Source organism: Curtobacterium sp. 458 (genome assembly GCF_030406605.1).
Classification (GTDB): domain Bacteria; phylum Actinomycetota; class Actinomycetes; order Actinomycetales; family Microbacteriaceae; genus Curtobacterium.
Genome location: NZ_CP129104.1, coordinates 3,174,674 through 3,198,124, shown reverse-complemented (window position 1 = coordinate 3,198,124; position 23,451 = coordinate 3,174,674). Strand labels below are relative to the sequence as shown.

General features: G+C 70.9%; 19 protein-coding genes. 14 read left to right on the top strand and 5 right to left on the bottom strand.

Annotated elements, in window-relative coordinates; translation table 11 throughout:
- Positions 1-365: 365 nt before the first annotated feature.
- From leuA to QPJ90_RS15485, 3 genes are all read left to right on the top strand, one after another.
- Positions 366-2,141, top strand: a complete 1,776-nt coding sequence (gene leuA / locus QPJ90_RS15495; protein ID WP_290132038.1) for a 2-isopropylmalate synthase — start codon at positions 366-368, stop codon at positions 2,139-2,141.
- A gap of 335 nt (positions 2,142-2,476) precedes the next feature.
- The gene (gene recO, locus QPJ90_RS15490; RefSeq protein WP_290132037.1) at positions 2,477-3,316 is read left to right on the top strand and encodes a DNA repair protein RecO; all 840 of its coding nucleotides are present in this window, start codon (positions 2,477-2,479) and stop codon (positions 3,314-3,316) included.
- Positions 3,313-4,110, top strand: coding sequence for an isoprenyl transferase (locus QPJ90_RS15485; protein ID WP_290132036.1), 798 nt, complete (start codon positions 3,313-3,315; stop codon positions 4,108-4,110). The genes recO and QPJ90_RS15485 overlap by 4 nt, the downstream gene beginning before the upstream one ends.
- A gap of 221 nt (positions 4,111-4,331) precedes the next feature.
- On the opposite strand, the gene QPJ90_RS15480 is transcribed toward QPJ90_RS15485, so the two are convergent.
- Entirely contained in the window at positions 4,332-5,330 is a 999-nt protein-coding gene (locus QPJ90_RS15480) for a LysR substrate-binding domain-containing protein (protein ID WP_290132035.1), read from the bottom strand.
- Between the two features lie 70 nt (positions 5,331-5,400).
- Here QPJ90_RS15480 and QPJ90_RS15475 point away from each other — a divergent pair, with 70 nt between their 5' ends.
- On the top strand, positions 5,401-6,450 hold the full coding sequence (locus tag QPJ90_RS15475) for an aminotransferase class V-fold PLP-dependent enzyme (RefSeq protein WP_290132034.1): 1,050 nt from the start codon (positions 5,401-5,403) through the stop codon (positions 6,448-6,450).
- A gap of 66 nt (positions 6,451-6,516) precedes the next feature.
- Here QPJ90_RS15475 and QPJ90_RS15470 read toward each other — a convergent pair whose 3' ends face one another.
- The 3 genes from QPJ90_RS15470 to QPJ90_RS15460 form a co-directional block, all read right to left on the bottom strand.
- Entirely contained in the window at positions 6,517-7,179 is a 663-nt protein-coding gene (locus QPJ90_RS15470) for an ATP-binding cassette domain-containing protein (protein ID WP_290132033.1), read from the bottom strand.
- A complete protein-coding gene (locus tag QPJ90_RS15465) occupies positions 7,176-9,215 on the bottom strand; it encodes a hypothetical protein (RefSeq protein WP_290132032.1) in 2,040 nt (679 codons plus the stop codon). The genes QPJ90_RS15470 and QPJ90_RS15465 overlap by 4 nt, the downstream gene beginning before the upstream one ends.
- 68 nt (positions 9,216-9,283) lie before the next feature.
- Complete coding sequence (locus QPJ90_RS15460; RefSeq protein WP_290132031.1) at positions 9,284-9,634, bottom strand: lactococcin 972 family bacteriocin; 351 nt, start codon at positions 9,632-9,634, stop codon at positions 9,284-9,286.
- A gap of 168 nt (positions 9,635-9,802) precedes the next feature.
- On the opposite strand from QPJ90_RS15460, the gene QPJ90_RS15455 reads away from it, so the two are divergent.
- The 3 genes from QPJ90_RS15455 to QPJ90_RS15445 all read left to right on the top strand — a co-directional run bounded on the left by QPJ90_RS15455 (position 9,803) and on the right by QPJ90_RS15445 (position 12,215).
- Complete coding sequence (locus QPJ90_RS15455) at positions 9,803-11,188, top strand: glycine--tRNA ligase (protein WP_290132030.1); 1,386 nt, start codon at positions 9,803-9,805, stop codon at positions 11,186-11,188.
- Positions 11,189-11,265: 77 nt separating this feature from the next.
- On the top strand, positions 11,266-12,000 hold the full coding sequence (locus tag QPJ90_RS15450; protein WP_290134252.1) for a DsbA family oxidoreductase: 735 nt from the start codon (positions 11,266-11,268) through the stop codon (positions 11,998-12,000).
- Positions 11,997-12,215: a hypothetical protein gene (locus QPJ90_RS15445; protein ID WP_290132029.1), complete on the top strand. Its 219-nt coding sequence runs from the start codon at positions 11,997-11,999 to the stop codon at positions 12,213-12,215. The genes QPJ90_RS15450 and QPJ90_RS15445 overlap by 4 nt, the downstream gene beginning before the upstream one ends.
- A 31-nt stretch (positions 12,216-12,246) precedes the next feature.
- Here QPJ90_RS15445 and QPJ90_RS15440 read toward each other — a convergent pair whose 3' ends face one another.
- Positions 12,247-12,732: a YbaK/EbsC family protein gene (locus tag QPJ90_RS15440; protein WP_290132028.1), complete on the bottom strand. Its 486-nt coding sequence runs from the start codon at positions 12,730-12,732 to the stop codon at positions 12,247-12,249.
- 47 nt (positions 12,733-12,779) lie between these two features.
- Here QPJ90_RS15440 and dusB point away from each other — a divergent pair, with 47 nt between their 5' ends.
- From dusB to QPJ90_RS15405, 7 genes are all read left to right on the top strand, one after another.
- Positions 12,780-13,934 carry a tRNA dihydrouridine synthase DusB gene (gene dusB / locus QPJ90_RS15435; protein ID WP_290132027.1) on the top strand — a complete coding sequence of 385 codons (1,155 nt, stop codon included), beginning with the start codon at positions 12,780-12,782 and terminating at the stop codon, positions 13,932-13,934.
- Positions 13,931-15,220, top strand: a complete 1,290-nt coding sequence (locus QPJ90_RS15430; RefSeq protein WP_290132026.1) for a deoxyguanosinetriphosphate triphosphohydrolase — start codon at positions 13,931-13,933, stop codon at positions 15,218-15,220. Before dusB ends, QPJ90_RS15430 begins: the two co-directional genes overlap by 4 nt.
- A gap of 166 nt (positions 15,221-15,386) precedes the next feature.
- Complete coding sequence (gene dnaG / locus QPJ90_RS15425) at positions 15,387-17,324, top strand: DNA primase (RefSeq protein WP_290132025.1); 1,938 nt, start codon at positions 15,387-15,389, stop codon at positions 17,322-17,324.
- A gap of 584 nt (positions 17,325-17,908) precedes the next feature.
- On the top strand, positions 17,909-19,525 hold the full coding sequence (locus QPJ90_RS15420; RefSeq protein ID WP_290132024.1) for an ABC transporter substrate-binding protein: 1,617 nt from the start codon (positions 17,909-17,911) through the stop codon (positions 19,523-19,525).
- A gap of 103 nt (positions 19,526-19,628) precedes the next feature.
- Complete coding sequence (locus QPJ90_RS15415; RefSeq protein WP_290134251.1) at positions 19,629-20,702, top strand: ABC transporter permease; 1,074 nt, start codon at positions 19,629-19,631, stop codon at positions 20,700-20,702.
- 2 nt (positions 20,703-20,704) lie between these two features.
- Complete coding sequence (locus tag QPJ90_RS15410) at positions 20,705-21,700, top strand: ABC transporter permease (RefSeq protein ID WP_290132023.1); 996 nt, start codon at positions 20,705-20,707, stop codon at positions 21,698-21,700.
- A complete protein-coding gene (locus QPJ90_RS15405; protein ID WP_290132022.1) occupies positions 21,697-23,403 on the top strand; it encodes an ABC transporter ATP-binding protein in 1,707 nt (568 codons plus the stop codon). The genes QPJ90_RS15410 and QPJ90_RS15405 overlap by 4 nt, the downstream gene beginning before the upstream one ends.
- Positions 23,404-23,451 lie beyond the last annotated feature (48 nt).

Here is a 23,451-nt window from a genome sequence, read left to right as displayed (position 1 = left end):
CTGACGGTGCGGGTCGCCGCCGACGGGGGCGCTGGCGGTCGACTGACCGTGCGGGTCGCCGCCGGCGAGGGCGCTGGCGGTCGACTGACCGTGCGGGTCGCCGCCGACGGGGGGCGGTGGCGGTCGCTCGACCGTGCGCGTCGCCGCCCGGTCGGGTGACCACGTCCCGGCCTGGAGGCGCGGTGCGGACCCGCCCCGCGCCTCCAGGCCGCTTGCACACGCCTGGTACACCAGTGCTACGGTGGTCCCGATGTACTCGGCACTCCTCCTCCTTCGCTGCCGCGACGAGGCCTGACACAACGGCCCACCTCGTCGCGGAGTCCGTCGTGGCCTGACCCACACCTGACGACGAAAGCGACGAAACGATGCAGAACACGCAGCGGCCCTCCGGGATGCCGATCCACAAGTACGTCCCGTTCCACGAACAGATCCGCGTCGAGCTGCCCGACCGCACCTGGCCGACGAAGCGGATCGACCGAGCGCCCCGGTGGTGCGCGGTGGACCTCCGCGACGGCAACCAGGCCCTCATCGACCCGATGGACTCCGAGCGCAAGCGGGCGATGTTCGACCTGCTGGTCCGGATGGGCTACAAGGAGATCGAGGTCGGGTTCCCCAGCGCCTCGCAGACGGACTTCGACTTCGTCCGCTCCCTCATCGACGAGGGCGCCATCCCCGACGACGTCACGATCCAGGTCCTGACGCAGGCGCGCGAGCACCTCATCAACCGCACCTACGAGGCGATCGACGGTGCGAAGCAGGCCATCGTCCACCTGTACAACTCGACGTCGATCGTGCAGCGCGAGGTCGTCTTCCGGACCGACGTCAAGGGCGTCGTCGACATCGCGGTCCACGGTGCCGAGCTCTGCAAGGCCGCCGAGGCGAACCTGCAGCACGACACGCAGGTGTTCTACGAGTACTCGCCCGAGTCCTACACGGGCACCGAGCTCGAGGTCGCGGTGCGGATCTGCAACGCGGTGCTCGAGGTCTTCCGTCCGACGCCCGAGCGCAAGGTGATCATCAACCTGCCCGCCACGGTCGAGATGGCGACGCCGAACGTCTACGCCGACTCGATCGAGTGGATGTCCCGCAACCTGGCCCACCGCGAGGACGTCATCCTCTCGCTGCACCCGCACAACGACCGCGGCACCGCAGTCGCGGCCGCCGAGCTCGGCTACATGGCCGGAGCCGACCGCATCGAGGGGTGCCTGTTCGGCAACGGGGAGCGCACCGGCAACGTCGACCTCGTCGCGCTCGGCATGAACCTGTTCACGCAGGGCATCGACCCCGAGATCGACTTCAGCGACATCGACCAGGTCAAGCGCACGGTCGAGTACTGCAACCAGCTGCCGGTGCCCGAGCGGCAGCCGTGGGCCGGCGACCTCGTCTACACGGCGTTCAGCGGCTCGCACCAGGACGCCATCAACAAGGGCTTCGACGCCATGCGGGCCAAGGCCGACGCCGCGGGGAAGTCGATCGACGAGATCGCGTGGGCGGTGCCGTACCTGCCCGTCGACCCGAAGGACATCGGCCGCTCCTACGAGGCCGTCATCCGCGTGAACTCGCAGTCCGGCAAGGGCGGCGTCGCGTACCTGCTGAAGACCGACCACGCGCTCGACCTGCCCCGCAAGCTGCAGATCGAGTTCTCGGGCGTCGTGCAGCAGCGCACCGACTCCGAGGGCGGCGAGTTCTCGTCGGAGCGCATCTGGGACCTGTTCCGCGACGAGTACCTGCCCGCCGACGACGAGTCGGACAAGTGGGGCCGCTACGAGATCACGAAGACCGCGACCTCGAGCGACTTCGACGGCACGACCTCGCTGTCGGTGGCGATGCGGGTCGACGACGGCGCCATCACGGCGGACGCGGTGGGCACGGGTCCGATCGACGCCTTCCTGCAGATCCTCGCGGGGCAGGGCATCGCGGTCACGCTCTACGACTACTCGGAGCACACGATGAGTGCCTCCGGGGACGCCCAGGCCGCGTCCTACGTCGAGCTCGACGTGGACGGCACCCGGCTGTGGGGCGTCGGCATCGACGCCGACATCGCGACGGCGTCGCTCAAGGCGATCGTCAGCGCCGTCAACCGCGCGGTGCGCGCGGGTGCCGCGTCCGGCACGGCGTCGCCGGAGCTGGTCTCGGCCTAGTCACGGTCACTGCCTGGAGGCGCGGTGCGGGTCCGTCCCGCACCGCGCCTCCCGTGCGTGGTCGCGTCGGTGCCTGGTCGCGCTTCCCGGCCGAACGTTCCCACAACGGTTGTGATCACTGGTTCATCCGGGCGTCCGTGGTGGGAAGGTCCGACCAGGCACGCCCGGTTCCGCCACGGATGCCCGGTTCCGCCAGGCACGCGCGCACGACGCGCGCGCGTGCGCGCACCCGCGCGCACGCGCACGCGCACGCGGGGGCGCACGCGCACGGGTCCGCGCCCGCCCGCCCCGCCCCGCAGCACGCCGGCGTCGGTGGACCGGGGGATACTGGAGCAATGCCGCTGTACCGGGACGAGTGCGTCGTGTTGCGCACCCACAAGCTCGGTGAAGCCGACCGCATCGTCACGATGCTCAGCCGCCAACACGGCAAGATCCGCGCGGTCGCGAAGGGTGTGCGCAGGACCGCGTCGAAGTTCGGCAGCCGCCTCGAACCCTTCATGGTCGTCGACGCGCAGTTCTACGAGGGCCGGTCCCTCGACATCGTGACGCAGGCGGAGTCGCTCGGCTCGTACGGTGCCCAGATCGTCGCCGACTACGGTGCGTACACCGCCGCGAGCGCGATGGTCGAGACCGCCGACCGGCTGAGCGAGGCCGACGCCGGACTCCAGCAGTACCTCCTGCTCGTCGGAGCCCTCCGTTCCCTCGCACGCGGGGAGCACGCGGCGACGGCGACGCTCGACTCCTACCTGCTCCGGGCGATGAGCATCGCGGGGTGGGCGCCCTCGTTCGGCGACTGCGCGGTGACGGGGGAGCCGGGGCCGCACTCGGCGTTCGTCGTGCAGCTCGGCGGGGTCGTCGCGGACCACGCAGCACCGCCTGGGACGCCCCGGCTCGACCCGGTGACACTCGGACTGCTCGGGTCCCTGCTCGCGGGCGACTGGGCCACGGTCGACGCCGCAGACGAGCGCACCCGTTCGCGGGCGTCCGGCGTGGTCGCGGCGTACGCCCAGTGGCACCTGGAACGATCGCTCCGGTCGTTGCCCCACGTCGACCGCACCGAGCACCCGGCCCCGGTCGCGCCGACCCCGGGCGGGGTCCCGGCAGCCGTGGCGGCCACCCCGACCCCCGCGGTGCCCACCCCGACACCCGCCGACGCTGAAGGAACCCCTGCATGAGCCCACGCCGGTACGCCGAGTCCGAGCCGCTCCGACCCGTGGACTGGACGGGGGAGCAGCCGCCCGCGATCCCGGCGCGGTTCGTGCCGCAGCACGTGGCGATCGTCATGGACGGCAACGGCCGGTGGGCGAACCAGCGCGGGCTGACCCGGGTCGAGGGGCACAAGGCCGGCGAGGCCTCGCTGCTCGACGTCGTCGCCGGCGCCGTGCAGATCGGCGTCAAGCACGTGTCGGCGTACGCCTTCTCGACCGAGAACTGGAAGCGCTCCCCGGAGGAGGTCCGCTTCCTCATGGGCTTCAACCGCGAGGTCCTGCACCGCCGCCGCGACCAGCTGAACGCCTGGGGTGTTCGCATCCGCTGGGCCGGTCGCGCGCCGAGGCTCTGGCGCAGTGTCGTCGACGAGTTGCAGACGGCAGAGCGGATGACCGCCCACAACGACGTGTGCACGCTGACGATGTGCGTCAACTACGGCGGTCGCAACGAGATCGTCGACGCGGTCCGGGGCATGGCCGAGGACGTCGCCGCCGGGCGCCTCAAGCCGAGCCAGGTGACCGAGAAGGCCCTCGCGAAGCGCCTCTACGTGCCCGACCTGCCGGACGTCGACCTCTTCCTCCGGAGCTCCGGCGAGCAGCGGACGTCGAACTTCATGCTCTGGCAGTCGGCGTACGCCGAGATGGTGTTCCTCGATCGGCTCTGGCCGGACTTCCGCCGCACCGACCTGTGGGGAGCGATCGAGGAGTACGCGCGCCGCGACCGACGCTACGGCGGTGCCGTGGACGCGCCCACCGCCTGACGGGAGGCCCGTGGCGGCGCCGACCCGCGCCTCCCGTCCGACGCGTGCCGGGCCGGCGCCGGGGGCGACGCCGATCAGCCGAGCAAGTACGCCGCCGCGCCGCGGCTCGCGGCGGCTTGGTCGCGAGAGGTGTCGCCTCGCTCGGCCTCCGACGGCATGTCGTGCGACCACGGCGACAGGCGCGCGGCACGTCGTGCGACCAGCGCGCGGTACCTCGCCGGTCAGCCGAGCAGGTGCGCCGCCGCACCGACCGCCGTCAGCGCCGCGCCGACGCTCGGCACGCGTTCGGCGCCCCGGGCGACGACCACCTCCACCCGGCGGGCGAGCTCGTCGCGCGCCGGCGTCACCGTCACACCCGGTGGCACGATCGTCGTCGTGAGCGCGAGCCGCGGGAGGAGCGCGACGCCCAAGCCGGCCGCGACCAGACCGACCACGGCCGCCGCGTTGTCCGTCTCGAGCACGATCTCGGGGGTGAAGCCCGACGCCGCGCACGACGCCAGCAGGTGTCCGCGGCAGCGGGGGCAGCCCCCGATCCAGCGCGCGTCCCGTTGCGCCGCGAGGTCGGCGACCACGTCGTCGCCGCGCTCGTCGACGGTCGCAGCGGAGACAACGCTCGCCGCGCTCGCCGCGCTCGCCGCACTCGTTGCACTCGTCGAACTCGTCGAACTCGTCGCGCTCGCCGGGGTCACGAGCGCGAGCGGGTCCCGGCCGAGGACCCGCGCCGTGAGCGTCGGATCGGCGAGCACGTCGTCGTCCTGCGGCGCGTGCGAGAACGTGATCGCGACGTCGACCTCGCCGCGGCGGAGGAGGTCGAGGGCCTCGGGCGGCTCGGCCTCGACGTAGGACGTGACGACGCCGGGGCTGTCGGCGGCCAGCGTCGCGAGCACCGGCGGCACGAGCGTCGACGACGCACTCGGGAACCCGGCGATCCGCACCCGCCCGCGGGCGAGACCTCCGACGGCCTCGAGGTCCTCGCGAGCGGCGGCCAGGGCAGCCTCGACCGAGAGGGCGTGCTCGGCGAGGACCCGACCGGACTCCGTCAGCGTGACGCCCCGCGCCCCGCGCAGTACGAGGTCGTGCCCGAGCCGCCGCTCAGCCCGTGCGAGGAGCTGACTGACGGCGGGCTGGCTGTACCCGAGGGCTGCCGCGGCGCGGCTGATCGAGCCCGTGTCGCGGACGGTGCGGAGGACACGCAGGAGCTGGGGATCGAGACCTTCCACAACGCCATGTTATGGGGGATCGAACGAAGCTGCCCTGGTGTGATGGAGAGTCCGACGCCACCGTGGAGGCATGGACTCCTTCGTCGACGGCTCCGGCTACCTCGCCGCCTGCACCGCAGGACTCCCGACGCTCGGGACGCTCGCGGCCATGCGCGCGGACCTCGACGAGTGGGAGCGCGCTGCGTCGTCCCCGGTGGCGTACGGCGCCCTCGTCGAGGAGGGCCGCGCGCTCTTCGCCCGCATCGTGGGGGTCGACCCCGCGCGGGTCGCCACGGGTTCCCAGACCTCCGCGATGGTCGCGGTCGCCGCGGCCGCGCTGCCCGACGGCGCCGAGGTCGTCGTCCCCGACGGCGACTTCAGCTCGGTCGTCTTCCCGTTCCACGCACAGGCGCACCGCGGTGTCCGCGTCCGGAGCGTGCCCATCGACCGGCTCGCCGACGCGGTCGGCCCCGGGACCGCCATGGTCGCGTGGTCCGCGGTGCAGTCCTCGAGCGGCGCCGTCACGGACCCGGAACCGGTGCTCGCCGCAGCCCGTGCCGCCGGGGCGCTGACGCTGTGCGACCTGACGCAGGCCGCCGGGGTGCTCCCGGTGTCCGCAGCACCGTTCGACGTCACGGTCACGCACGCCTACAAGTGGCTCTGCGCGCCGCGCGGCGTCGCGTTCGCCACCTTCTCCGACGCAGCGCTCGAGCGGCTCCGCCCGGTGCAGGCCGGCTGGTACGCGGGCGCGGACGTGTGGTCGTCCTGCTACGGCCCGACGATGCAGCTCGCCGACGACGCGCGCCGGTTCGACGTGTCGCCGGCATGGCAGGCCTGGCCCGGGGCGGTCGCCGCACTGCGGCACCTCGCGTCCGTCGACGCGGCCTCGGCCTGGAGGCACGCCACCGGACTCACGGACCGGCTCGCGGACGCGCTCGGATCGCCTCGGAGCGGTCAGGCGATCACGACGTTCCCGGACCCGGCCGGTGCGGCGCTGTGGGCGCTGACGGACGCGGGGGTGACCGCGAGTGGGCGGGCCGGGCGGCTCCGCCTGGCGTTCCACCTCTGGAACGACGACGAGGACGTGACGCGCGTCGTCGACGTGCTCGGGGGACTGCCCGGCTTCAGACCTGTGGGGTGAGACGACCTGTCCACAGGTGCCGCGCTTCCCGTCCGCCGACGGCATATCCGTGGTCGATGCGGCTCCTCATGATGCTGCACCGAGATCGAGGACACGATCGCAGGCTCCTGCCGCGGCACCCGAGTGCGTCGCGAGGAGCACCGTCGCGCCCTCGTCGGCGAGCTCGCGGAGGAGATCGAGGACGCACTGTTCGTTCACCGGGTCGAGTGACGCAGTCGGCTCGTCCGCGAGGACCACGAGCGGGCGCTTGACGAGGACCCGAGCGATCGCCACGCGCTGGCGTTCACCCCCGCTGAGCGTGTGGACCAGATCACGCTCTCGGCCGCCGAGCCCGACAGCGTCCAGCGCTCGCGGGATCCGGGACGCTCGCACACGGCGGGACCGTCGGTCCGGGGACACGAGTTCGAGGTTGTCCAACAGCGTCGTGTCCTCGACGAGTCCGCCGTCCTGGAAGAGGTAGCCGATGACGTCTCGCCGGAGACGTCGCCGAACCCGCGGGGGAGCGCTGGCCGTGGGCGTTCCCAGCACGTCGATCTGGCCGTCGTCGACCACACCGAGCTGTCCGACGCATTGGAGCAGGGTCGACTTCCCACAGCCGCTGGGACCGACGATCGCGGTCATGGTCCCTGCCTGGGCGTCGTGATCGAGACCGGACCAGAGCACGCGGCCAGCACGGCGTGCCGTGACGTTGCGGATACGCACCGCCGGTGAGCGATCTGGATGACTCATGAGAGTTCCTCCCTGATGGTTGCGGTGATCCGGCGGTGTGCGAGCCACTCTGATGCGATCGCCGCTCCGCCGAGTGCGCATGCGCAGGCGACGGTGACGAGGAAGGCAGTGGTGGCGTGGGCGACGACCGGGTCGAGTTCGAGATTCAGCCCTTCGACGTCGGGCGCGAGCGATGCCCGCTCGTACCAAGCGACCAGGCCGACGAACCCGACGAGGGTGCTCTCGACGAGGACGGCCCCGCGTCGACTTCGGAGGAACGACCAGCCGTGCGCGTGCTGGACGGACACCCGCCGCCGGTCCCGCTGCACCCGCGCGGTCACACTCGTCGCGGCGACCAGCGCTGCGATCACGAGCGCGGTGATCGTAGCGCTCCAACCGATCGCTGCCTCTTCCGCGAGCCGACGTTCCGCGTCCGCTGCGGCCTGAGCGACGAGCTGGACCGAGAGCACCGCCGTCGTCAGCTCGTCCGCTTCGATCGACGCTCTCGCCCACCGGTCATCGGCGATCACGATGTCGCCCGTCGAGATCCAGGAGGCCAAGTCGACGCGGTTCTCAGCGCGCTGCAGGACCGCTGAGGAGACGACGACGAGGACGGGATCATCGACCCAGGTCGGCGCGACCCTCCCGGGGGTCGCGTAGGTGAAGAGTCGACGTGGCATCGATGCTCGTTCGATGCTCGTCTCCGCCTGGCCGACCCTGAGCTTCAACGCGGCTCCGTCGATGAGTGCGGGACCCACCTCCGACTCCCGCAGGGGCGACCGTTCCGGGACCACGAAGCGGACCCCCTCGGCCGGAGCCCTGACGCCGTTGATGCCCTGTTCCTGCAGGTACCGGTCGTTCACGAAGACGACGGGGACGTCCGGTCCGGACCAGGACCCGAGCTCACGGAGGCCGAACGCGGCGGTCAAGACCAGCTCGCCCCCGCGTTCGGCACGCTGGGCCCAGGAGCCGAACCGCTCCCAGACCGACCCGGACCCGTCACGGAGTTCGGATTCGCCCAGACTCCCGCTGATGCCCACCGTGACCGCGCTGCCGGCGGCCTCCCGCGTCAGCTCGGACGTCCGGAAGCCATGGAGTTGTGCACTGGCTGCGACCGCCACGCTCAGCGATGACGCCACGAGGATCAGCGCTGGCAGCCGGACCGCACCGATGGCTCGAGCGCTCCACCGCGGCGGCCGGCGGTTGGACAGCGAGGTGACGATCGTCTCCGAGCAGCCGAGGAACGTCGTGCCGACGTGCCCGATGACGAGCAGAGCGACCGCGACCACGGTGAACACCCCAGCCATCGGGATCAGCACTTCTGCTTGTGGCGAGCCACTCGCTGCGTACGGAAGCCCGACGCCGACCCAGGCCGCCGGGAAGGACAGGAGCCATGGACGCGCTCCGCGGAGATCTCGAGCAAGAACTGAACCGACGCCTCCGCCGTGCAGTCGCACGACGGCTCGTTCGCGGTGACGCGACACTGCGCCTGCGGAGCCGAGGGCGACGATGCCCAGAGCGGTGGCGCCCAACAGTGCCGCGGTCGGTGCGGGGAGCAGCACGAACAGGTCGGTGATCGCCGAGGGCTGAGGAAGGAGTGTCCCCGTCAGGCCGAGATCGCCCAGCCGAAGTTCGAGCGCCCGTGCTTGGTCGATCGTGCCGAACACGTAGTAGTAGCCGCGTGGATCCGTCGGGCCGATGGCGGACAGGGGCGCGACGGCCGTCGAGACGAGCTCGGTCAGGTCGGGGTAACCGTCTTCGAGCCACCCGGCGCGCGGCCCGTCCCGTTGTCCGAGGGCGAGGAACAGGTGTCGCTTCGTCTCCGGTGATCGCAGATCGACCACCTCGCGAGCAACGTCGAACCGGCGTCGCTCAGCAACGTCCGAGACTGCCGCGAACACTTCCTCGGCGCTCACCGCGCCCGCGTTCTCAGTGATCTTGAGGACCGTCGAAGCGCCGACGTACGACTGGCGCTCGACAGCGAGGTAGGCCAACGCGGCCAAGAGGACGGGCACGATCGCCACGACGACGATCCCGTAGCGGGTCAACCGGTTCACGCAGTTCCTTCGATTCGCGTGCTGGGCCGACCGCGGTCGGCCCAGCACCTCGGTCAGCAGGTGTGGTATTAGGCCTTGTTCCCGCTGGCGGCCGACGGGACGGCCGCCTTTGCCCACTTGCCACCCGGGACTCTCGTCACCCGATGCGTTCGCTTGCCGACAGCCGTGGCCCCGTGACAGGAGCGCTCGCGGAAGTAGTGCGAGAACGTCTTGCCGCCGATGCCGCCCGCTCCCCAGACCCAGTGCGAGCCGTCTGCGGCCCTACCGCCACCGCTCGAGACGGACTGCGTCTCGAGAGTCGCCTCTGCCGCTCCGCTGTCCGCGTCGAACAGGTTCGTGCCGTTCGCGGCCGCAGCTGTTGCCGGCCCGACCACCGCCCCGACGACGATGATCGCGGCTGCGACGGTCTTCCAGTTCACCTGCATCGTTCCTCCATCTCCGCCCCGTTCGGAGCAGGAGCAGACTGGCATGGAAGATGTAGAACATCAAGTCTACGGGCCGTTACTTGCCCGGTGGTCGGGTCCCGGTACGCTTGGCCGGTACCTTCCCGCACCGGGCACCCAGTCCGGCGAACCATGGAGTCCCTCTTGGCACAGTCCTCCCGTCTCGACAGCGTCATCGCCCTGGCCAAGGGTCGTGGCTTCGTCTTCCAGTCGGGGGAGATCTACGGCGGTTCCCGCTCCGCGTGGGATTACGGGCCCCTCGGCGTCGAGCTCAAGGAGAACATCAAGCGCCAGTGGTGGCAGCGGTTCGTCCGCGGCCGCGGCGACATGGTCGGCCTCGACTCCGCCGTGATCCTGCCCCGCAAGGTGTGGGAGGCCTCCGGTCACGTCGCGACCTTCACCGACCCGCTCGTGGAGTGCCTGCACTGCCACCACCGCTTCCGTGAGGACCACCTGCTCGAGGCCTTCGAGTCGAAGAAGGGCCGGAAGCCCGAGGGCGGCATGGCCGAGATCGCCTGCCCGAACTGCGGCACCCGTGGCGAGTGGACCGAGCCGCGCGAGTTCTCCGGCATGCTCAAGACCTACCTCGGCCCGGTCGAGTCCGAGGAAGGGCTGAACTTCCTCCGCCCCGAGACCGCGCAGGGCATCTTCGTCGACTTCGCCCAGGTCGTCACGACGAGCCGGCAGAAGCCGCCGTTCGGCATCGGGCAGGTCGGCAAGGCGTTCCGCAACGAGATCACGCCCGGCAACTTCATCTTCCGCACGCGCGAGTTCGAGCAGATGGAGATCGAGTACTTCGTCCCGCCGGCCGACGCCGAGACCCACTACGAGCAGTGGATCGCGGACTCCGTGGCGTTCTACACCGACCTCGGCATCGACCCGGAGAACCTGCGCCGCTTCGACGTGCCGGACGGCGAGCGGGCGCACTACTCCGACGCGACCGCCGACATCGAGTACCGCTTCGGGTTCCAGGGCTCCGAGTGGGGCGAGCTCATGGGTGTCGCGAACCGCACCGACTTCGACCTCAAGAACCACATCGAGGCCTCCGGCAAGGACCTCCGCTACTTCGACCAGGCGGCGAACGAGAAGTACGTGCCGTACGTCATCGAGCCGTCCTTCGGTCTCACGCGTGCGCTCATGGCGTTCCTCATCGACGCCTACCACGAGGACGAAGCTCCGAATGCGAAGGGCGGCGTCGACAAGCGCACGGTCCTGCGGATAGACCCGCGCCTGGCCCCGGTCAAGGCCGCGGTGCTGCCGCTGTCGCGCAACGAGCAGCTCTCGCCGGTCGCCCGCGGGCTCGCCGACGACCTGCGGAAGCACTGGAACGTCGACTTCGACGACGCCGGTGCCATCGGCCGTCGCTACCGCCGCCACGACGAGATCGGCACGCCGTTCTGCATCACGGTCGACTTCGACACGCTCGACGACAAGGCCGTGACGGTGCGCGAGCGCGACACGATGGGCCAGGAGCGCGTCTCGCTCGACCAGCTGCAGGGATACCTCGCGGCACGGCTGCTCGGCGCGTAGCACCCGGCCGACTGACCTGGCCGACACACGCGGCCGCGCCCCGGGAATGCCCGGTGCGCGGCCGCGTTGTCGTCGGGGTGAACGATTCGGTGAAGGTCGATGTCTGGTCCGACATCGCGTGCCCCTGGTGCTACATCGGCAAGCGGAAGTTCGAGTCCGGCGTGGCCGCGTTCGCCGCGTCGGGTGACGCCCGTCCGGTCGAGGTCGAGTACCACTCCTTCGAGCTCAGCCCCGACACCCCCGTCGACTTCGAGGGAACCGAGGCCGAGTTCCTCTCCGGCCACAAGGGCATGCCGGTCGAGCAGGCGCAGCAGATGCTCGACCACGTGACCGGCATCGCGAACTCGGTCGGGCTCGCGTACGACTTCGAGGCGATGCACCACACGAACACGGTGAAGGCGCACCAGGTCATCCACCTCGCCAAGGAGCACGGCAAGCAGCTCGACATGGTCGAGCGCCTGTTCACCGCCTACTTCGAGCGCGGCGAGCACGTCGGACAGGACGAGTCGCTCGCCGAACTCGCCGCCGAGGTCGGTCTCGACCGCGACGAGGTGCTCACGACCCTCCGTGACGACACCCAGCTCGCCGCCGTCCGCGCCGACCAGGCGCAGGCGCAGGCGTTCGGGATCAACGGCGTCCCGTTCTTCGTCATCGACGGCAAGTACGGCGTCTCCGGGGCGCAGGACCCCGCCGCCTTCGCACAGGTCCTGCAGCAGGTCGTGCAGCTGCGCGAGGCGACGCCCGAGGAAGTCGCGGAGGCGGCGCAGCGCGCCGCGGACGACGCTCACGCGGACGCCGAGGCGACCCGATGACGGCCCTGCGGCCGACCGGTGCCGTCGAGCCGCGCCTCCAGGCCGCGCCGCCGGTCTCGGTGCCGGACGCACTCACGGGTGCGTTGACGGTGATCGACCTGGAGACCCGCCCCGGCCTGCTCACGCTCGTCACGCCCGGCGGTGCACCGGTCTGCGAGGGCGACACCTGCTTCGTCCCCGGCGCCGAAGGCGTCTGGGCCGAGGTCCCGGACTGATCGTCGGCTGCTGACCGTCAGCTGCAGAGCGTCAGGCGCGGGCGGGCTCCTCGTCGGTGATGTCGGCGACCGTGGCGGTGTACGCCGCGACGAGCTCGTCGGCGTCGACGAAGGCGCTCGCCCCGTGCCGGCCGGCGCCGAGCGCGACCCGACGCCCGAGGATGCGCTCGTCGGCGTAGACCGGCAGCTCGCCGGTCGCTCCGATGGGCGAGATCGTCCCGCGTTCGTAGCCGGAGGCCTCGAGGGCGGTCGCGGCGTCGGGCATCGAGAGCTTGTTCACGCCGACGACGGTGCGGAGCTTCTTCCACGCGATGCTGCGGCCGCCGGGGACGAGCGCCAGCAAGAAGCCACCGTCGTGGCGCTTCACCACGAGCGTCTTGACGATGTCGCCGGGTTCGATGCCGAGCAGGTCCGCGGCTTCCTCGAGGGAGTTCGCGGCGGGCCGTTCGACGACGTCCACACGGAGCCCACGGGCGGTGGCGTCGGCGTCGAAGCGGGCGATCGCGGTGTCGGTCATGTGGAGAACGCTACCGGCGCGCACCGACGTGGGAGAATGAGCAGCGTATGACGATCACACAAGCGCCTCCGAAGGGTTTGCGCATCGGCCCGATCGAGGTCGAGGCGCCGGTCGTGCTCGCGCCGATGGCGGGCATCACGAACATGGCGTACCGCCGACTGTGCCGTGAGTACGGCGCCGGCCTGTACGTCTGCGAGATGATCACGTCGCGGGCGCTCGTCGAGCGGACCCCGGTGTCGATGCAGCTCATCCAGCACCACGAGTCCGAGACCCCGCGTTCGATCCAGCTGTACGGCGTCGAGCCGAACACCGTGGCCGAGGCCGCGACGATCCTCGTGGGCGAGGACCGCGCCGACCACATCGACCTCAACTTCGGTTGCCCGGTCCCGAAGGTCACCCGCAAGGGCGGCGGGGCAGCGCTGCCGTGGAAGCTCGACCTCTTCAAGGACCTCGTCGAGAAGACCGTCCGCGCGGCCGGTGACGTCCCGGTCACGGTGAAGATGCGCAAGGGCATCGACGCCGACCACCTCACCTACCTCGACGCCGCCCGCATCGCCCGGGACGCCGGCGTCGCCGCGATCTCGCTGCACGCCCGCACGGCGAACGAGCACTACTCCGGCCACGCCGACTGGTCCGCGATCGCCACCCTCAAGGAGACGATCACCGACATCCCGGTGCTCGGGAACGGCGACATCTGGTCCGCTGCCGACGCACTGCGGATGGTCGAGGAGACCGGCTGCGACGGCGTCGTCGTCGGGCGCGGGTGCCTGGGGCGTCCGTGGCTGTTCGGTGACCTCGCGGCGGCGTTCCGCGGCGAGGACGTCCGCGCGATGCCGACCCTGGGCGAGGTCGCGGTCGCGTTCCGGCGGCACGCCGAGCTCCTCGTCGAGTTCTTCGGGTCCGAGGACCACGGGTGCCGCGACGCCCGGAAGCACGTGTCCTGGTACTTCAAGGGGTACCCGATCGGCGGCGACGTCCGGTCGGCGCTCTCGATGGCGTCGAGCCTGCAGGAGATCGACGACCTCCTCGGACAGCTCGACTGGTCGGCACCGTACCCGGGCGCCGACGTCGAGGGGCCCCGCGGTCGTGCGGGTCACCCGAAGCGGACCGCCCTGCCCGACCGCTGGCTCGAGTCACGCGACGTCGACACCGAGTTCCGCAAGGTGCTCGCCGCCGCCGAGCTGCACCACAGCGGCGGATGAGCGCCACCGCCTCGTACGGTCCGGCCGACGCCGAGCGCTGGCTCCCCGAGCAGCACTCGAACCGCCGGTCCGACTTCGCCCGCGACCGCGCCCGACTGCTGCACTCCAGCGCGCTCCGACGCCTCGCCGCGAAGACCCAGGTGCTCAGCCCCACGACGGGGCTCGACTTCGCCCGCAACCGCCTGACGCACTCGCTCGAGGTCGCCCAGGTCGGCCGTGAGCTCGCGGACTCGCTCGGGCTCGACCCCGACGTCGTGGACACTGCCTGCCTCGCGCACGACATCGGCCACCCGCCGTTCGGGCACAACGGCGAGACGGCCGTGAACGCCTGGGCCGCGGGCATCGGCGGGTTCGAGGGGAACGCGCAGACCCTGCGACTCCTCACCCGCCTCGAGCCCAAGGTGTACGGCTCCGGGCCGGACGACGACCGCGCGTACGGGTTGAACCTCACGCGGGCATCGCTCGACGCGAGCTGCAAGTACCCGTGGCCGGCGTCGCAGGGAGTGTCGGAGGCGTCCTCCGGTCGCACGAAGTTCGGCTTCTACGACGACGACCACGCGGCGTTCGAGTGGCTGCGTGCCGGTGCTCCCCGCCGGCAGCGGTGCATCGAGGCGCAGGTGATGGACCTCTCCGACGACATCGCGTACTCGGTGCACGACTTCGAGGACGCCGTCGTGGCGGGCTTCATCGACGTCGCGGCCCTCGGCGACCGCGTGGGGGAGAACGACATCGTCACCGCCATGCACGCCTGGGTCGGGGACGACCTCAGCCGCGAGGAACTGCTCGAGGCGTTCGACCGGCTCCGGTCGCTGCCGCTGTGGATGACGTCGTACGACGGCTCCCGGCGCGACCTCGCCCGGCTGAAGAACCTCACCTCGCAGCTCATCGGACGGTTCGCGCGGACGGCGACGGCGGCGACGCGGGAGTCCTACGCGTCGGGGTCGCTCGTGCGCTTCGCCGCCTCGGTGGTCACGCCGCCGGAGATCATCGGCGAGATCGCGGTGCTCAAGGGCATCGTCGCGGCGTTCGTGATGACGCACGGCGACCGGCAGCCCGTGTACGAGGAGCAGCGTCGGGTCCTCACCGAGTTGCTCGACGCCCTCGCGGCCACCGGCAGCGCGGACCTCGAACCGGGCTTCGCGGCCGACTGGCGTGCGGCCTCCGACGACGCCGGACGACTGCGGGCCGTGGTCGACCAGGTCGCGAGCCTGACCGACCAGGGTGCGCTCGCGTGGCACCGGCGGCTCGTCGTGGGGGAGCAGGAGCGCACGCACATCGCGGTGTGACGCGCGACGGGGCGGGCGCATGGCTCCCGGGGAGCGCACCGCGCCCGACGAGCGTCCCTGCCCGCTGGACGGGCTGACGGTCCTGCACCGGGCCTCCAGGCCGGAGCGCCGTCCACAGGCGGACCGACGGCCAGCGGGGGTCGGTCGCACGAACTAGGATCGAGGGGTGGCTGGCAGGATCGCGCGGAACGACATCGACGAGGTCCGCTCGCGTGTCAACATCGCGGACGTCGTCGGTGACTACGTCACGCTGAAGCACGCGGGCGTCGGTTCGATGAAGGGCCTCTGCCCGTTCCACGACGAGCGGTCGCCGTCGTTCCACGTCCGACCGCAGGTCGGGCGCTACCACTGCTTCGGCTGCGGCGAGGACGGCGACGTCTTCAGCTTCATCATGGCGCAGGACCACACCACCTTCGCCGAGGCCGTCGAGCGCATGGCCGCGAAGATCGGGTACACCCTCCACTACGAAGAGGGCGAGGGGCCGCGCACCGACTACAACACGCGTGCACGACTCATCGCCGCGAACGAAGCCGCGCTCGAGTTCTTCACGTCGCAGCTCACCACCGGCGCCGCCGACCCCGCGCGACGCTTCCTCGGTGAGCGCGGCTTCGACCCGGGTGCGGCGCAGCACTTCGGCGTCGGCTTCGCGCCGAAGTCGTACGACGCGCTGAAGGACCACCTGCGGGGGCGCGGCTTCACGCTCGAGGAACTCACGAGCGCCGGACTCGTCAGCCAGGGTGACCGTTCGCCGTACGACCGCTTCCGTGGTCGGCTCATGTGGCCGATCCGCGACGTCACCGGGGCCACGATCGGCTTCGGCGCGCGGCGGCTGCTCGACGACGACAAGGGCCCGAAGTACCTCAACACCCCCGAGACGCCGATCTACCACAAGAGCCAGGTGCTCTACGGGATCGACCTCGCCCGGCGGGACATCTCGAAGCAGAAGCAGGTCGTCATCGTCGAGGGGTACACCGACGTCATGGCGTGCCACCTCGCCGGCGTGACGACCGCGGTGGCGACGTGCGGGACCTCGTTCGGCGTCGACCACATCAAGGTGCTGCGGCCGATGCTCGGCGACGTGAGCGGTGCGGACCCGAACGCCAACGGCGAGGTCGTGTTCACCTTCGACCCGGACGACGCCGGTCAGCGTGCCGCCTCGCGGGCGTTCGCGGAGGAGCAGCGGTTCGCCGCGCAGACCTTCGTCGCGGTCGCGCCGGAGGGGCTCGACCCGTGCGACCTCCGGCTCGCGCGCGGCGACGACGCGATCCGACGCCTCGTCACGAACAAGCGGCCGATGTTCGAGTTCATGATCCGGCGCACGCTCGACGGGCACGACCTCGAGACCGTGGAGGGGCGGGTCGGCGCGCTCCGGGCCGCGGCCCCGGTGCTCGCGACGATCCGCGACCGCTCGCTGACCCAGGGCTACGTCCGGGAGCTCGCCGGCTGGCTCGGCCTCGACATCCCGGAGGTCCGTCGTGCCGTCGAGAACGCGCGGCAGCGTGCGCGCGGCGCACAGGACGACCGGACTGGAGGCACGGTGCCGGTCGCGCAGGCGGGCCCCGGCGGTGAGCTGGTCGCGCCCGTCGACGAGCCCGTGGCGGGTCTCCGGTCCCTCCCGAACGACCCGATCACCCGCATGGAACGCGACGCGGTGATGGCGATGGTGCAGCAGCCGAGGCACGTCGGTGCGCCGTTGCTCGGCCTCGCAGCCGCCGCGACCTTCTCGGCGCCGATGCTCGCCGTCGTACGGGACGCCGTCGTGGCGAACGTGGACGCGATCGGAGCGGGTGACTGGCTCGATCGCTTGATCTCCGACGTGCCGGCGCCGCTCCGTGGCCTCGTGCAGGAGCTCGCACTGTCACCGATCCCGGCCCGCACCGACGAAGACCTGGCGCTCTACTGCCGGAGCATCGTCGTGGCCCTGGTCGAGCGGGACCTCCTCGCGCGCAAGGCGTCGTTGCTCGGGCAGTTGCAGCGGGCGGATCCGCACGAGCAGGCTGACCGTCGCGCGGAGATCCAGCGGCAGCTCGTCGACATCGACGCGCAGCGGATGCGGTTGCGCGCCGACTCCGAGGCCGCTGCGGCCGCGGCCGGCCAGCGCTGACGCGAACCCGCACTGCGCTCCGCCGGGCGGACTGCGCTCCGCCGGGCGCACGGCGCTCCGCGCTCCGCGCTCCGCGCTCCGCCGGGCGCACGGCGCGGACGCCGAGCGCGCCGGACCCGACGGACCCGCCGGATCCGGCGGACCCGACGGACCTGCACGTTGCGCGACCAGCGCAGCACGCGTGCGGCACGTCCCGCGACCACGCGCGCCTGCCGAGGGTCACGAATCCCCGCCCGCTCGACGTCGAGTGGTCACGAACGGTCGGTCACATGCGCCCGGAGCGACAGGTCGTGACCGACCGGCGAAGCTGAGCGGGGAGTCATGACCCCCCCCCCGGCCGGCCCGACACGCCCGGCCACCAGCCACTGTTGCCCGACGCAACAATCCTGCGCGACACGCCGCTCAGAACCGGCGACATGATGCGCCACGCGACGCGGTCCTGCATTACAGCGGTGTAAACAAATCGCCCTCGGTTCGTTCGGTTCCGTGACAGGGTGGTACCAATGAGCGTTCCTGACCGGGCACACAGTCGTTCCACCCGCCGGTCAGGACTCCTGCAATCATCACCAGAGAGGTACACGGACATGGCATCCGTCACCAAGTGGGGCAAGCGCGGCATCGCGCTCGGCGCCGGGGCAGCAGCGACGGCGCTGGTGCTCACCGGCTGCGCGAGCGGCAGCGTGTCGTCCACCGACCTGAACGGCATGACGATCGGCACGACCGACAAGATCACGTCGCTCGACCCGGCCGGCTCCTACGACAACGGCTCCTTCGCCGTGCAGAACCAGGTGTTCCCGTTCCTGATGAACACCCCCGTCGGCAGCCCGGACGTCAAGCCGGACATCGCGACCAAGGGCGAGTTCACGAACGACACCACGTACACGGTGACGCTCAAGAAGGGCCTGAAGTTCGCGAACGGGCACGACCTCACGTCGAGCGACGTGAAGTTCTCGTTCGACCGCGAGCTCAAGATCAACAACGAGAACGGCCCGCAGTCGCTGCTCGCGAACCTCAAGAGCATCGACACCCCGGACGACACCACGGTCGTGTTCAACCTCGACCACGCCGACCAGACCTGGCCGCAGGTGCTCTCGAGCCCCGCCGGTCCGATCGTCGACGAGCAGGTCTTCTCGGCCGACAAGCTCACCCCCGCGGCCGACATCGTCAAGGGCAAGGCGTTCGCCGGGCAGTACGAGATCACCTCGTACAAGGAGAACGACACGATCCAGTACAAGGCGAACAAGGAGTACGACGGCCTCCTCGGCAAGGCGAAGACCGACGAGGTCACCGCCAGCTACTACACCAAGGAGACCGACCTCAAGCTGGCCGTGCAGCAGGGCGACGTCGACGTGGCGTACCGCTCGCTCACGCCGACCGACATCGCCGACCTGCGCAAGGACAAGGACGTCAAGGTCACCGACGGCCCCGGTGGCGAGCTCCGCTACCTCGTCTTCAACTTCAAGACACAGCCGTTCGGCACCGGCCAGTCCGACGCCGACGAGGCGAAGGCACTCGCGGTGCGCCAGGCGGTCGCGGACGTCGTGGACCGCGAGAAGCTCGCGAAGGACGTGTACAACAACACGTACTCGCCCGTCTACTCGATGGTCCCGGACGGCCTGACCGGTGCGGCGACGCCGTTCAAGACGCTCTACGGCGACGGCGACGGCGGCGCGGACGTGGACAAGGCGAAGAAGACGCTGTCCGACGCCGGTGTAACCGGCAAGGTGCAGCTCGACATCCAGTACGCGCCGGACCACTACGGTTCGACCTCGGACGACGAGTACGCCGAGCTCAAGACGCAGCTCGAGAACTCGGGCCTGTTCACCGTGAACATCCAGTCGACGGTCTACACGACCTACGCGGTCGACCGCACGAAGGACGCCTACCCGGTGTACCAGCTCGGTTGGTTCCCGGACTTCTCGGACGCGGACAACTACCTGTCGCCGTTCTTCACGAAGGACAACTTCGTGCAGAACCACTACGACGACCCGACGATCCAGAAGCTCATCTCCGAGGAGCAGGCGGAGTCCGACGCGTCGAAGCGCGCCGACCTCATCGAGCAGGCGCAGCAGCGCGAGGCCGAGCAGATCTCGACCCTCCCGCTCCTGCAGGGCAAGTCGATCGCCGTCGCCGGCAAGGACGTCAAGGGCCTGACCCTCGACGCCTCGTTCAAGTTCCGCTACGCGACCCTCTCCAAGTAACACCGATGTGACCCCAGGGGGCGCTCCACGACGGAGCGCCCCCTGACCACGTCCCGAAAGGCACCCACCCGTGACCCTCAGCACCCCGGAGGCGAGCTCGGACCTGGCCACCGACCCCACCAAGCCCCAGGCACAGCGACGTGCCAAGGGGCAGGGCGGCGGACTCGGCCGGTACGTCCTCGTCCGGTTCCTCCTGATCTTCCCGACCGTCTTCATCCTCGTGACGCTCGTGTTCTTCCTGATGCGCGTCATCGGGAACCCGATCACCGCGTCCGTCGGCGGTCGCCTCACGCCCGACCAGCTGCAGGAACGCCTGCACGCGGCGGGCTACGACCGGCCGGTCCTCGTGCAGTACTTCGAGTACCTCGGCAACATCGTCCGGCTGGACTTCGGCGAGACGACGACGGACCACCGACCGATCACCGAGATCATCCTGCAGTACGGCGGCGCGACGGCCGAGCTCGTGTTCTACGCGCTCATCGTCGCCCTCGTCCTCGGCATCCCGCTCGGCATGCTCGCGGCGTACGTCCGCGACAAGTGGCCGGACGTGCTGTTCCGTGCCCTCGCGATCCTGACGTACGCGACGCCGGTGTTCTTCGGCGGTCTGCTCCTCAAGCTCGTGTTCTCGGTGTGGCTCGGTTGGTTGCCGCTCGGTGACCGCGCGTCGACCCGGGTCAGCCTCGTGCTCGACAACATCCCCGGCGCGAGCGGCATCTACATCGTCGACGCGCTCCGCACCGGCAACGCCCAGATCATCGGCGACGTGCTCGCGCACGCCGTCCTGCCCGCGCTGACGCTCGGTCTGCTCACAGCCGGCATCTTCCTCCGCCTCGTGCGCGCCAACATGATCGGCTCGCTCGGTTCCGAGTACGTGGATGCGGCCCGCTCGCGCGGCGTCCGGGAGGCACGGCTCGTCCGGACGCACGCCTTCCGTCCCGCCCTCGTGCCGATCATCACGGTGATGGGGCTCCAGATCGCCATGCTGCTCGGTGGTTCCGTCCTGACCGAGACCACCTTCGGGTGGCGCGGGCTCGGCTTCGAGCTCAACCAGTACCTGTCGGCCCGCGACTTCGTCGCGGTCCAGGGCATCGTCGCGATGCTCGCGGTGATCGTCGCGGTGACGAACTTCGTCGTCGACGTCGTCGCCGCGCTCATCGACCCGAGAGTGAGGTTCTAGCGATGGCCGACACCGCCCTCGTCGACCGCCACGAGCCGCTGTGGAAGCGCCTGCCCGTGGTCGTCCAGCTCCGCAGGAGCACCGGCTGGCAGCGTGCCATGCTCATCACCGGCGTGGTCATCTGCGCCCTGTACCTCATCGTCGCGATCGCCGCGCCGCTCATCGCCCCGTACAGCTTCGGCCAGCTGCAGGGTGCAGACGGCCAGGGCTTCCCGCGTACGGCGGCGCCGAGCCCCGAGCACATCTGGGGCACCACGGTCGGTGGGTTCGACGTGTTCAGCCGCGTCGTCTACGGCGCTCGCACGGCCGTCCTCGTCGTCATCGTCGCGGTCATCGTGTCGATCACGATCGGTGTGATCCTCGGCATGGTCTCCGGCTACCTCGGCGGCTGGCTCGACCGGATCCTGGTCGTCGTCGCGGACGCGATCTACGCCTTCCCGTCGCTGCTCCTCGCGATCGTCGTCTCGATCGTGGTCTCCGGCGGGAACTCGAGCTACGCGGGCGGCATCATCGCCGCGGCGATCTCGATCACGGTGGTCTACGTGCCGCAGTACTTCCGGGTCGTCCGCGCCGAGGCCGTCCGCCTGAAGAACGAGGCGTTCGTCGAGTCGGCCCGCGTCATGGGGACCAACCCGTGGCGGATCATGACCAGGCACGTCCTGCGCAACAGCACGCGGAGCCTCCCGCTCATCCTCACCCTCAACGCGAGCGACGCGATCCTGACGCTCGCGGGCCTCGGCTTCCTCGGGTTCGGCATCGGCCCGACCGCCGGCGCCGAGTGGGGCTACGACCTCAGCCGCGCGCTGTCCGACGTCGCGTCGGGCGTGTGGTGGACGGGTGTCTTCCCCGGTGTCGCGATCGTCGTGCTCGTGCTCGGCGTGACCTTCATCGGTGAGAGCCTCAACGACATCTCCGACCCCCGTCTGCGCGCCCGCCGCCGGCTGAAGCAGCTCGTGTCGCGCAAGCAGGCGGCCAGCACGGAAGGAGCGGCCGCATGACGGACGCAACCACGGGCCTCCCGGCCGACGCCCGCGCACCGCGCGCCGAGCCGGTCGCCGTCGTCGACGACCTGACCGTGACCTTCGCCACCGACAACGGTGCCGTCGACGCCGTCAAGGGCGTCAGCATCGACGTGCGGCCGGGCGAGGTCCTCGCCCTCGTCGGCGAGTCGGGTTCGGGCAAGTCGGTGACCGCGCGGAGCATGCTCCGGCTCATGCCCGAGACCGCGACCCTCGGCGGGGCCGTGTACCTCGACGGCACCGACGTGGTGAGCGTCGGCGCGCAGAAGCTCCGCGAGCTCCGCGGCACCGCGGGCGCGATGGTCTTCCAGGAACCGAGCACCGCGCTCAACCCGGTCTTCACGGTCGGGTGGCAGATCGCCGAGGGACTCCGCGCCCACGGCGGGGTCTCGAAGAAGGACGCCCGGGCGAAGGCGATCGACTACCTCCGCCGCGTCGGGATCCCCGACCCGGAGGAGCGCGTCGACCACTTCCCGCACCAGTTCTCCGGCGGGCAGAAGCAGCGCGTCGTGATCGCGTCGGCGCTGGCCCTCGAGCCGAGCGTCATCATCGCCGACGAGCCGACCACCGCGCTCGACGTGACCGTGCAGGCGGAGATCCTCGACCTCCTCCGGCGCTGCCGCGACGAGTTCGGCGCGGCGATCGTCATCATCACCCACAACATGGGCGTGGTGGCCGACCTGGCCGACCGCGTCGCCGTGATGTACCAGGGCGAGATCGTCGAGGAGGCCCCGGTCCGCGAGCTCTTCGCGAACCCGCAGGCCGACTACACGAAGCGTCTGCTCGCTGCGGTGCCCCGACTCGAGGCCTCGACGGGCACGGCGCGCCGAGCCGCGATCTCGGAGGACGTCGAGCCGCTCGTGTCGGCGAAGGGACTCGAGATCGAGTACCCCGGCCGGCTCGGGTCGCACGCGTTCAAGGCGGTCAAGGGCGTCGACCTCGCGATCCGCCCCGGTGAGGTCCTCGGCCTGGTGGGGGAGTCCGGCTCGGGCAAGACCACCATCGGTCGGGCGATCGCCGGGCTCACCCGGGTCACGGGCGGCTCGCTGAACGTCCTCGGCACCGAGATGCTCGGTTACCGGGAGCGGGACTTCAAGCGGCACCGCAAGGACATCGGGTTCGTGTTCCAGGACCCGGCGACGTCGTTCAACCCACTGCTCACGATCGCGGAGTGCGTCGCCGAGCCGCTCGTCGTGCACGGCGAGGTCCGCAGCCCGCGAGCGGCCCGGAAGCGCGTCGACGAACTGCTCGAGGCGGTGCAGCTGCCGGCGGCGTACGGCGACCGCTACCCGCACGAGCTGTCCGGCGGTCAGCGTCAGCGCGCGTCGCTCGCCCGGTCGCTCGCGCTCCGGCCGAAGCTCCTCATCGCCGACGAGCCGACGAGTGCGCTCGACGTGTCGGTGCAGGCACGCGTGCTCGAACTGTTCCTGGAACTCCAGCAGGACCTCGGGTTCGCGTCGCTCTTCATCAGCCACGACCTGGCCGTGGTCGGCGCGCTCTCCGACCGGATCGCGGTGCTGTACCGCGGTGACCTCGTGGAGACCGGGACCACCGCGCAGGTCCTCGGCGCGCCGCAGCACCCCTACACGCAGCGTCTCCTGGCGTCGCTCCCGGTGCCGGACCCGGCCGAACAGGCCGAGCGACGGCGTACGCTGGAGCGACTGGAGAACGTCGGGTCCTGACCCGACCGCGCCAGCCTGGAGGCGCGACCCGCGTCGACGACGCGCGCC

Coding starts and splice junctions, on each gene's coding strand:
- leuA (WP_290132038.1), top strand. CDS start 366: ATGCAGAACACGCAGCGGCCCTCCGGGATGCCGATCCACAAGTACGTC.
- recO (WP_290132037.1), top strand. CDS start 2,477: ATGCCGCTGTACCGGGACGAGTGCGTCGTGTTGCGCACCCACAAGCTC.
- QPJ90_RS15485 (WP_290132036.1), top strand. CDS start 3,313: ATGAGCCCACGCCGGTACGCCGAGTCCGAGCCGCTCCGACCCGTGGAC.
- QPJ90_RS15475 (WP_290132034.1), top strand. CDS start 5,401: ATGGACTCCTTCGTCGACGGCTCCGGCTACCTCGCCGCCTGCACCGCA.
- QPJ90_RS15470 (WP_290132033.1), bottom strand. CDS start 7,179: ATGAGTCATCCAGATCGCTCACCGGCGGTGCGTATCCGCAACGTCACG.
- QPJ90_RS15445 (WP_290132029.1), top strand. CDS start 11,997: ATGACGGCCCTGCGGCCGACCGGTGCCGTCGAGCCGCGCCTCCAGGCC.
- QPJ90_RS15440 (WP_290132028.1), bottom strand. CDS start 12,732: ATGACCGACACCGCGATCGCCCGCTTCGACGCCGACGCCACCGCCCGT.
- dusB (WP_290132027.1), top strand. CDS start 12,780: ATGACGATCACACAAGCGCCTCCGAAGGGTTTGCGCATCGGCCCGATC.
- QPJ90_RS15430 (WP_290132026.1), top strand. CDS start 13,931: ATGAGCGCCACCGCCTCGTACGGTCCGGCCGACGCCGAGCGCTGGCTC.
- QPJ90_RS15420 (WP_290132024.1), top strand. CDS start 17,909: ATGGCATCCGTCACCAAGTGGGGCAAGCGCGGCATCGCGCTCGGCGCC.
- QPJ90_RS15410 (WP_290132023.1), top strand. CDS start 20,705: ATGGCCGACACCGCCCTCGTCGACCGCCACGAGCCGCTGTGGAAGCGC.
- QPJ90_RS15405 (WP_290132022.1), top strand. CDS start 21,697: ATGACGGACGCAACCACGGGCCTCCCGGCCGACGCCCGCGCACCGCGC.